Below are 8,024 nucleotides of genomic sequence, written 5' to 3'. Positions count from 1 at the left end.
CCCGCGGAAAGCGAGTGCCTGGAGTGGAAATCAACGCTCAAATTTTACAAACCCTCAAGTAAAAAACATAAAGGATATTCAAATTTTCTTTAAGTCACAGATCGGGGTAAGAGCATTCCGATCCTCTTTTGTCGTCTACTGAAAAGAGGCGTTCTACTTCTTGGTTTTAATTCTATACCAATACTTATATTTTTCTTCAAACCCCAATTTTCCGTACAACCTTAAAGCAGGTACGTTCGTTTCTATCACCTGAAGATAAGCATTTTTTGCTCCATTTTCTTTACCCCAATGCAATAGATTACGAATGAGAATTGCACCATTGCCTTGGTTTCGAAAGTTTTCATGGGTAATGATATTGTACAGGCCTATGTATTCGTCTTCCAAAACACCCAGTCCACTTGCTGTCACGGTTCCGCCTTCATCAGTCAACAACATAAAGCATGTTTTTGGAATGATATTCCCTAACATCTTTTTCAGGATGGTTGGGTCATGATCATCAATATTACTTAGCAGGCAGAAATCGTGAAACCATTCATCATGTAAATGATCATACTTTATGACATTGGTTTCATTCGGTGACTCTGTATCTGCCAAATTCAATACCTGGACACTTGTTGTTCCTTCAAGGGCATACCCAGACTCTTCCAGTACACGATCCAAGTTGATAGGGTTTGCCTGTGGAGTCACTTTGTACACGGCCTTATCATTCCTTGCAAAATATAATTGTTCACAATTCGAAATTTTCTTTTTCACATTTTCATTCGATGTATAGATGGGGCTGATGGAATTCGCCCGTTTCGTATATCCATCCGCAAATCGGATAACCCATCCATCATAGATTTGCGTTTGCATGGCGGGTAAAGCATTCAGCGATAATTCTTCAATCTTCTGTATCCATTTGGACTGTTCCAGATTCCTCCTCCTCTCCAAAAGTCTATTTGACCATTATATTATACATGCCGCCCCATTTTTTTTAATAGAACCAAATAAAAGAAGCGGCACAATGGCCGCTTCAGTTGAACAATGTCATATAAATGATTCCAAACAGAAAAAAGATTCCGCAACAAACTATTAAGACTTTTGCAAGTTTCTCCACAGCTTACTCCCTCTCATGAAGGGCATTAAGAAATTCCGGCTCCGATGACAAAAGATAATGCGATTGATATGATCATCGATAGGAATCCAACTGCCCGATTATCTTTTTGTATTTCTTCATCTATTTTAAATCCAGGAGTCATAAATTCAAAAATGAAATAACCGATCAACAGCAGGACAAAACCGTAGACGCCCCAGCCAATCATGGTAAGAAGCGAATTCTGATGGAGAATGGACTGTTGGAATACATAGGCGATCCCAAAAATTTTACCACCTGTTGCCAACGCGACAGAAAGGTTTCCCTGTTTGATTTCCTCCCAGTTCTTGTACTTTGTGACAAGTTCAAAAATGGCTAAAAAAACAATCATGCACAGAATAACGACACTGTAACGAGCAGCTATATATACATATTCATTTTCCCACATGTTCTCCATGGTCCAACTCCCGAATGGTAACTAGCCACCCGGCTTGGCTGAATTGCCGGAATGACCGCTTTCCTTTATTTAAATTCCACCACCGTAACACCTGTTCCGCCTTCACCGGCTTCGCCGAAGCGAATCCTTTTGACAGAGCGGTGATTTTTCAAGTATTCCTGGACCCCGGACCGAAGAGCACCCGTCCCTTTACCATGAATGATGGAGACACTCGAATAGCCGGCCAAAAGAGCATCATCAACGTACTTTTCCACTCTTGATATGGCATTTTCAAAGCGCTCTCCACGAAGGTCAAGTTCGACGCTAACGTGATAATCGCGGCCTTTGATCGTGGTAAGCGGCTTTGTTTCTTTTACTTTTGTGCTCTTGATGAATTCCAGGTCAGACTCCTTCACCTTCATTTTCATGATGCCGATCTGAACCTGCCATTCATTATTTGAAACCTTCTCAATCAAGTGACCTTTTTGACCAAAGCTTATGACCTTTACTTCATCTCCAGGTTTCAAGCTTTTATCCAGCGGCTTCGCCGCTTTATTTGTTGTTTTTTTCACTTTAGGCGCTGCTTCTTCAAGCCGTTTTTTGGCATCGATCAGTTCATGCTCTTTAACATCGGCATGCTTTTCAAGTCGCAGTTTACGTAAGTCGGCAATGATCGCTTCCGCTTCCCTTTGTGCATTTTCAACGATTGCCGCTGCCTCTTTTGCTGCCTTTTCAACCATCGCATCCCGTTCTTGATGGTACTCATCAATTTGCTTTTGAAGGTCTTTATGAAGAATTTCCGCCTGTTTCAGGTGATTCTTGGCTTCCAGTTCCTCTTCTTCAGCCTTCTTGCGGCTGTCCTCAAGGGACGCTATCATATTTTCAACTTTATTCGTATCCTCACCGATATGGCTGCGGGCGTTGCTGATCACGGTTTCTTCCAAACCAAGGCGCTTGGAAATTTCAAACGCATTACTCCGCCCTGGTACACCGATTAAAAGTTTATAGGTGGGACTCAAGGTTTCCACATTAAATTCGACGCTTGCATTAATGACGCCTTCCCGATCATATCCATACGCTTTTAATTCCGGGTAATGTGTCGTTGCAATCACACGTGCTCCGCGCTTATACACTTCATCCAAAATGGAAATGGCCAAAGCTGCACCTTCCTGTGGGTCAGTTCCCGCTCCAAGCTCATCGAATAAAACAAGACTGTCATAATCGACATGCTTAAGGATATCGACAATATTGACCATATGCGAAGAGAATGTACTTAAGCTTTGTTCAATCGACTGTTCATCGCCAATATCGGCATAAACAGAGGAAAACACAGCCGTTTCGGAACCATCCAGCGCAGGGATCTGCAGACCGGACTGGGCCATTAACGTACAGAGGCCAATCGTTTTCAGGGTTACCGTCTTACCACCTGTATTCGGACCGGTGATGACGATTGTCGTAAATTCATCACCAAGAAAAATATCATTGGCCACGACGACATCATTCGGAATGAGCGGGTGTTTCGCTTTGAATAATTTTACGCGCCCCTCATTATTCAGAATCGGCTTGGATCCTTTTATCGCTTTTGCATATTTTGCCTTGGCAACAAGGAAATCGATTTGTGCCAGCACTTTGACATTATGAAGCAATTCAGGGGTGAACGCACCGACTTTTTCCGATAGTTCGACCAATATCCGTTCTATTTCCTGCGTTTCTTTCACTCGGGTTTCCTGCAGGACATTATTCAGCTGAACGATTGCTTGCGGTTCAATGAACAACGTCTGCCCTGATGATGATTGATCATGAATGATCCCCCCATACACACTGCGGTATTCCTGTTTTACCGGGATGACGAATCGGTCATTCCGGATGGTGATGATGGCATCGGATAACATTGTTGATGCATTGGAAGAACGGATCATACTTTCCAGTTTTTCCCTTACACGACTTTCGTTCGTCCGAATTTGGTTTCTTAGGGTACGAAGCTTGTCGCTGGCAGAATCCATCACTTCGCCATGTTCGCTTACTGCATACGTAATTTCCTGCTGCAAATCAATCAATGGATGAAGGGAATCGATATATTCGGCTAAAAGCGGAACATCAATTTCCTGCTCTGCTAGTTCTTCGAAGAAACGGCTTAAGATCCTGCCGGCACGAATCGTACTCGCAAGTTCCATCAGTTCCATCGGTGAGAGCATACCGCCAATCTGTGCCCTTTTTGCATGTGGACGGATATCGAAAATTCCGCCCAATGGCAAGTTACCTTTCAACCTTACGATTTTGGCAGCCTCATCTGTTTCTTCCTGCCATCTCGACACTTCTTCAAAATCCGTGGAAGGCATCAATTGCTCTGCCTTTTCTTTTCCTATGGATGAGGATGCGTGTGAGATTAGTTGTTCTTTTATCTTATGAAATTCCAATGTCTTTAAAGCTTTATTATGCATGGAGTTAAAGCTCCTCCTTATTTATGGGCAAATAGTTAATCATTTCTCTTTAAAAACGCCAATAAGCCATCCGTATCCCTTGCATTAAGAACCGTGGATTCTTTAATCCAGCCCTTTTTGGCTGACGAGACCCCCACAGGCATATGTTCAAGCATGTCGATGCTGTGGGCATCCGTATTGATCACGATTGGAACGCCTGCTTCCTGAGCCTTGCGCAGATGCGGAGGTGCCAAATCCAACCGGTTCGGATTCGCATTCAATTCCAAGGCCGTATTCGTTTCACGGGCCAGTTCGATCAGCATTTCTATATCCACATCATATCCGGTGCGTCTGCCGATGATCCTTCCCGTTGGATGGGCGATGATATCGACATGCGGATTATTCAGAGCCGTTTTTAAGCGCTCCATGATCGTTTCCCGAGGCTGCGAAAAACTTGAGTGAATCGATGCGATCACCAAATCCATCTCTGCAAGCAGCTCATCGTCATAATCAAGTGTCCCATCAGGAAGTATATCCATCTCTATCCCGGAAAGAACGGTAAAGTCAGTGTATTTTTCATTAAGTTCATGGATGATTCGTTTTTGTTCACGTAAACGTTCAGCGGTCAAGCCGTTCGCCACTTTCAGATATTGCGAATGATCGGTGATGGCCATATATCGATACCCTTTTGCACGGCATGCTTCAATCATTTCTTCGATCGTATGGGCACCATCACTCCATGTGGTATGCATATGGAGATCACCTTTAATGGCCTCTAAAGATATGAGAGGTTGTTTAGCATCATAATGCTCCACTTCCGTTCCGTCTTCACGTATTTCTGGCGGAATGAAAGGAAGGCCAAAATGATTATAAAATTGTTCTTCCGTTTCAAACGTCAATACATCACCGGTTTCAGTCACTTCCACCCCATATTCGCTGATTTTCTCTCCGCGATCTTTAGCAAGCTGGCGCATCCGCACATTGTGATCCTTCGAACCTGTAAAATGATGAAGTGTCGTGATGAATTCCTTATCCTTGACGATTCGGAAATCGACAGAAATGTCATATTCATAATCAAGCACGACCGATACCTTTGTATCACCGGCCGCAATCACCTGTTTTATCCCTTTTATTGCAAGCAGTTGATTCTTGACCTCTTCGGGATGATCTGTCGAAATGATGAAATCGAGGTCCTTGATCGTTTCCCTCATACGCCGGATGCTGCCCGCCCTGGAAGAACGGATGATGTAATCCATGTTAGCAAGGACCGTTTCAATATCAGCCGCAATCGGCATCATGAAGGCTAGGGGCAGCCGATCGGGCCTTGAACCAGCCTCGGCAATTGCAGACAGGATCTTCTCTTCCGTTTTTTTGCCGAAACCGGCAAGCGCCGCGACCCTGCCTTCCTCACAGGCGATTTTAAGATCATTCACATCTTTGACATGCAGCTCTTTATGAAGCTTGGCAATTTTCTTACCGCCCAAACCTTGAAGCTGCAGAAGCGGAATCAATCCTTTTGGCACCTGCTCCTGAAGCTCTTCAAGTACAGTCGATTTCCCTTCATTTATATACTCATCGATGACGGATGCCGTTCCTTTCCCGATTCCATTCAAAGCGGTAAAATCTTCGATCTCCGTCAGGCTCCGGTCATCCGTTTCCAAGGCGCCCGCTGCCTTTCGGAAAGCTGAAACCTTAAACGGGTTCTCTCCTTTTAGTTCCATATATATTGCAATTTTTTCTAATAGTTTAATGATATCTTTTTTATTAATTGTCACTTAATTCACCGCCGAAAAAATTAGTAGGGTGTCCCATGTTCACTTTCTTAAAGATACCTTTCTTGGAGGTAAAGTACAAGCAGTCAGATTCTTAACCCTCGAATCAAATAGAAGGAAGCTACATGCCGCTACATAAAAAGGGGCCTCCCCCGTGTTCAAAGTATAGGAATCCAGGACTTTGAGAAAAGGAGGCAGGCCCTCTTATACTGACATTAAGATTGTTTTACATCATGAAACCAAAGTTCCTTCACTTGCTCGGAAAGGAACGGCGTATGTTTCACGATCGATTCTGCCAGAAATGAGCCAGTTAATGGTTTCTGGATGGAATCCATTGGCAGCATGGCAGCTATATATAATATAATAAACATGATAAGATAGACTTCGAGAAAACCCAATATCCCTCCGCCCCAGCGATTCAGCTGCTTTAATATCGGTAGATGGGTAATGAAATTAAGCATGGATCCTATCATTTGCCAAAGAATCTTGGCAGCAAAGAAAATGATTGCAAAGGCAATTGCATTGTAATACGCCGTATCAAGCCCGACTGTATCGAAAAACATATTAAGGGTCGAGGAATCACCCATCGTTGGGAACGGAATCCATAATTTCAGATTGGGAGCAAGATCTCCGTAAAATACATAGGCGACGATGAAGGCTACAATGAACCCAGTCATATGAACCGTTTGTAAAATGAAGCCACGCTTTAAACCGATTAATAAACCGATTAAAAGAATGGCCAGAATTGCTAAATCAAGCATGTACTCAGTCCTTCTCTCTCTTTAATTCCAGTTGAAGCTGGTCTAGTTCATCTTTTAATTTAATATATTCATGGATGGTATTCACGGCCGTTAGCACCGCTAGCTTGCTTGTATCCAAGTATGGATTTTTCATCCTGATCTCTCTCATTTTTTCGTCAACCATCGAAGCGACCAGGCGCATATGACTTGCGCTTTCTGTGCCGACGATTGTATATGGCTGTCCGTATATATCAACTGTTGTTTTATTTCGTTTATCGTCTGACAAAATGATGCCCCCAATCTAAACAATCCTAATTCTATCATATCATGAAGTTTTTCGTCATGAAAGAGAGTACATCGTCATTTCTTGCATAAAAATTTCAATAATTTGTCAAACGATATCGAATTTAGGAAGAAGATTACCTATTAAACAAAATGAAGTTAGGAGCTAACCCATTATGTCCCATGTTGTTTTACTTATCAGTCCTGAACAAATAAAGGCGATGAAGTCCCATTATTCTTCATCCTTGGCCGCCAAGCAGCCGCCGGGGAGCATCTTTTCCGCCAAACCGCCGCTATGTACGGTGACGGCCTATAAATCCGGGAAGGTCCTTTTTCAAGGTAAGAATGCCGAAATAGAAGCGGTAAAATGGCAAAAAGGTACCACTGCTGCGGCTCCAAAGAAAAAAACGGCATCCTCTGCATCGGTCAACGTCCATCGATATTCGCCGCCTGCAAATATCGGAACCATGTCAGTGATTGGTTCAGACGAGGTCGGAACAGGAGACTATTTCGGCCCGATGACCGTCGTAGCCGTATATGCCAAGAAGGAGCAACTCGCTCTATTAAAGGAGCTTGGTGTCCAGGATTCCAAAAATCTGAAAGACCCACAGATCATCGACATTGCCAAACAGATTAAGGATGTAGTGCCCTTCAGCCTGCTCACATGCGACAACCCGAAATATAATGCGCTGCAGGCAAAGGGAATGTCACAAGGAAAAATGAAGGCACTCCTCCATAACCAAGCAATCAAGCACCTCATGCAAAAAATCCAGCCAGAACAAGCGGAAGCCGTCCTTATTGATCAATTCGCTCAGCCAGAGGTATTTTTCAATTACCTAAAAGGCCAAGAACTATTCCAAGCTAATGCCACCTATCTATGCACAAAAGCGGAAGGCATTCACCTTGGAGTGGCAGCCGCATCCATCCTGGCCCGATATGCATTCGTCAAACGCTTTGACTTGCTGAGTGAAAAAGCCGGATTCAAAATCCCTAAAGGTGCCGGATTTGCAGTCGATGAAGCGGCCGCAAGATTGATTCACGAAAAAGGAATCGATTCATTACACGAATTCACGAAAACCCATTTTGCCAACACAGAAAAAGCGAAGCGACTCTATCAACAGAAATATCATAAATAGAAGAAAGCGGCTGATCTTCCTGAACAGCCGCCTTTTTATCGTGAGTTTGTGCGGTTATTCGTGAGTTTGTGCGGTTTACTCGTGAGTTTGCGCCATTTTCTCGTGAATTTCCACTATTTACTCGTGAATTCACGCCTTTTACTCGTGAATTTGCGTTTTACTCGTG

General features: G+C 43.5%; 7 protein-coding genes. 1 reads left to right on the top strand and 6 read right to left on the bottom strand.

The genetic code is table 11. The annotated features are described in order from the left end of the window. Window positions 1-153: 153 nt before the first annotated feature. The 6 genes from ADA55_RS03310 to zapA all read right to left on the bottom strand — a co-directional run bounded on the left by ADA55_RS03310 (window position 154) and on the right by zapA (window position 6,726). Complete coding sequence (locus ADA55_RS03310) at window positions 154-930, bottom strand: GNAT family N-acetyltransferase (protein WP_226990393.1); 777 nt, start codon at window positions 928-930, stop codon at window positions 154-156. Window positions 931-1,121: 191 nt separating this feature from the next. Next, window positions 1,122-1,529, bottom strand: a complete 408-nt coding sequence (locus tag ADA55_RS03305) for a DUF350 domain-containing protein (protein ID WP_034309012.1) — start codon at window positions 1,527-1,529, stop codon at window positions 1,122-1,124. A gap of 65 nt (window positions 1,530-1,594) precedes the next feature. Further along, entirely contained in the window at window positions 1,595-3,949 is a 2,355-nt protein-coding gene (locus ADA55_RS03300) for an endonuclease MutS2 (RefSeq protein WP_048678976.1), read from the bottom strand. Window positions 3,950-3,984: 35 nt separating this feature from the next. Beyond that, window positions 3,985-5,703, bottom strand: a complete 1,719-nt coding sequence (gene polX, locus ADA55_RS03295; RefSeq protein WP_048678973.1) for a DNA polymerase/3'-5' exonuclease PolX — start codon at window positions 5,701-5,703, stop codon at window positions 3,985-3,987. 212 nt (window positions 5,704-5,915) lie between these two features. Further along, window positions 5,916-6,461 carry a CvpA family protein gene (locus ADA55_RS03290; RefSeq protein WP_048678970.1) on the bottom strand — a complete coding sequence of 182 codons (546 nt, stop codon included), beginning with the start codon at window positions 6,459-6,461 and terminating at the stop codon, window positions 5,916-5,918. Window positions 6,462-6,465: 4 nt separating this feature from the next. Continuing rightward, window positions 6,466-6,726 carry a cell division protein ZapA gene (gene zapA / locus ADA55_RS03285; RefSeq protein ID WP_048678967.1) on the bottom strand — a complete coding sequence of 87 codons (261 nt, stop codon included), beginning with the start codon at window positions 6,724-6,726 and terminating at the stop codon, window positions 6,466-6,468. Between the two features lie 172 nt (window positions 6,727-6,898). On the opposite strand from zapA, the gene rnhC reads away from it, so the two are divergent. Beyond that, entirely contained in the window at window positions 6,899-7,858 is a 960-nt protein-coding gene (gene rnhC / locus ADA55_RS03280) for a ribonuclease HIII (protein WP_034309023.1), read from the top strand. Window positions 7,859-8,024: the final 166 nt, after the last annotated feature.

Source organism: Bacillus sp. 220_BSPC (assembly GCF_001054655.1).
Classification (GTDB): Bacteria; Bacillota; Bacilli; order Bacillales; family DSM-1321; genus Peribacillus; species Peribacillus frigoritolerans.
This window is presented reverse-complemented; position numbering and strand designations above follow the sequence as displayed.

Excerpts from the sequence above, each read along its gene's own strand:
- ADA55_RS03305 (WP_034309012.1), bottom strand. The coding sequence starts at position 1,529 with ATGGAGAACATGTGGGAAAATGAATATGTATATATAGCTGCTCGTTAC.
- ADA55_RS03300 (WP_048678976.1), bottom strand. The coding sequence starts at position 3,949 with ATGCATAATAAAGCTTTAAAGACATTGGAATTTCATAAGATAAAAGAA.
- ADA55_RS03290 (WP_048678970.1), bottom strand. The coding sequence starts at position 6,461 with ATGCTTGATTTAGCAATTCTGGCCATTCTTTTAATCGGTTTATTAATC.
- rnhC (WP_034309023.1), top strand. The coding sequence starts at position 6,899 with ATGTCCCATGTTGTTTTACTTATCAGTCCTGAACAAATAAAGGCGATG.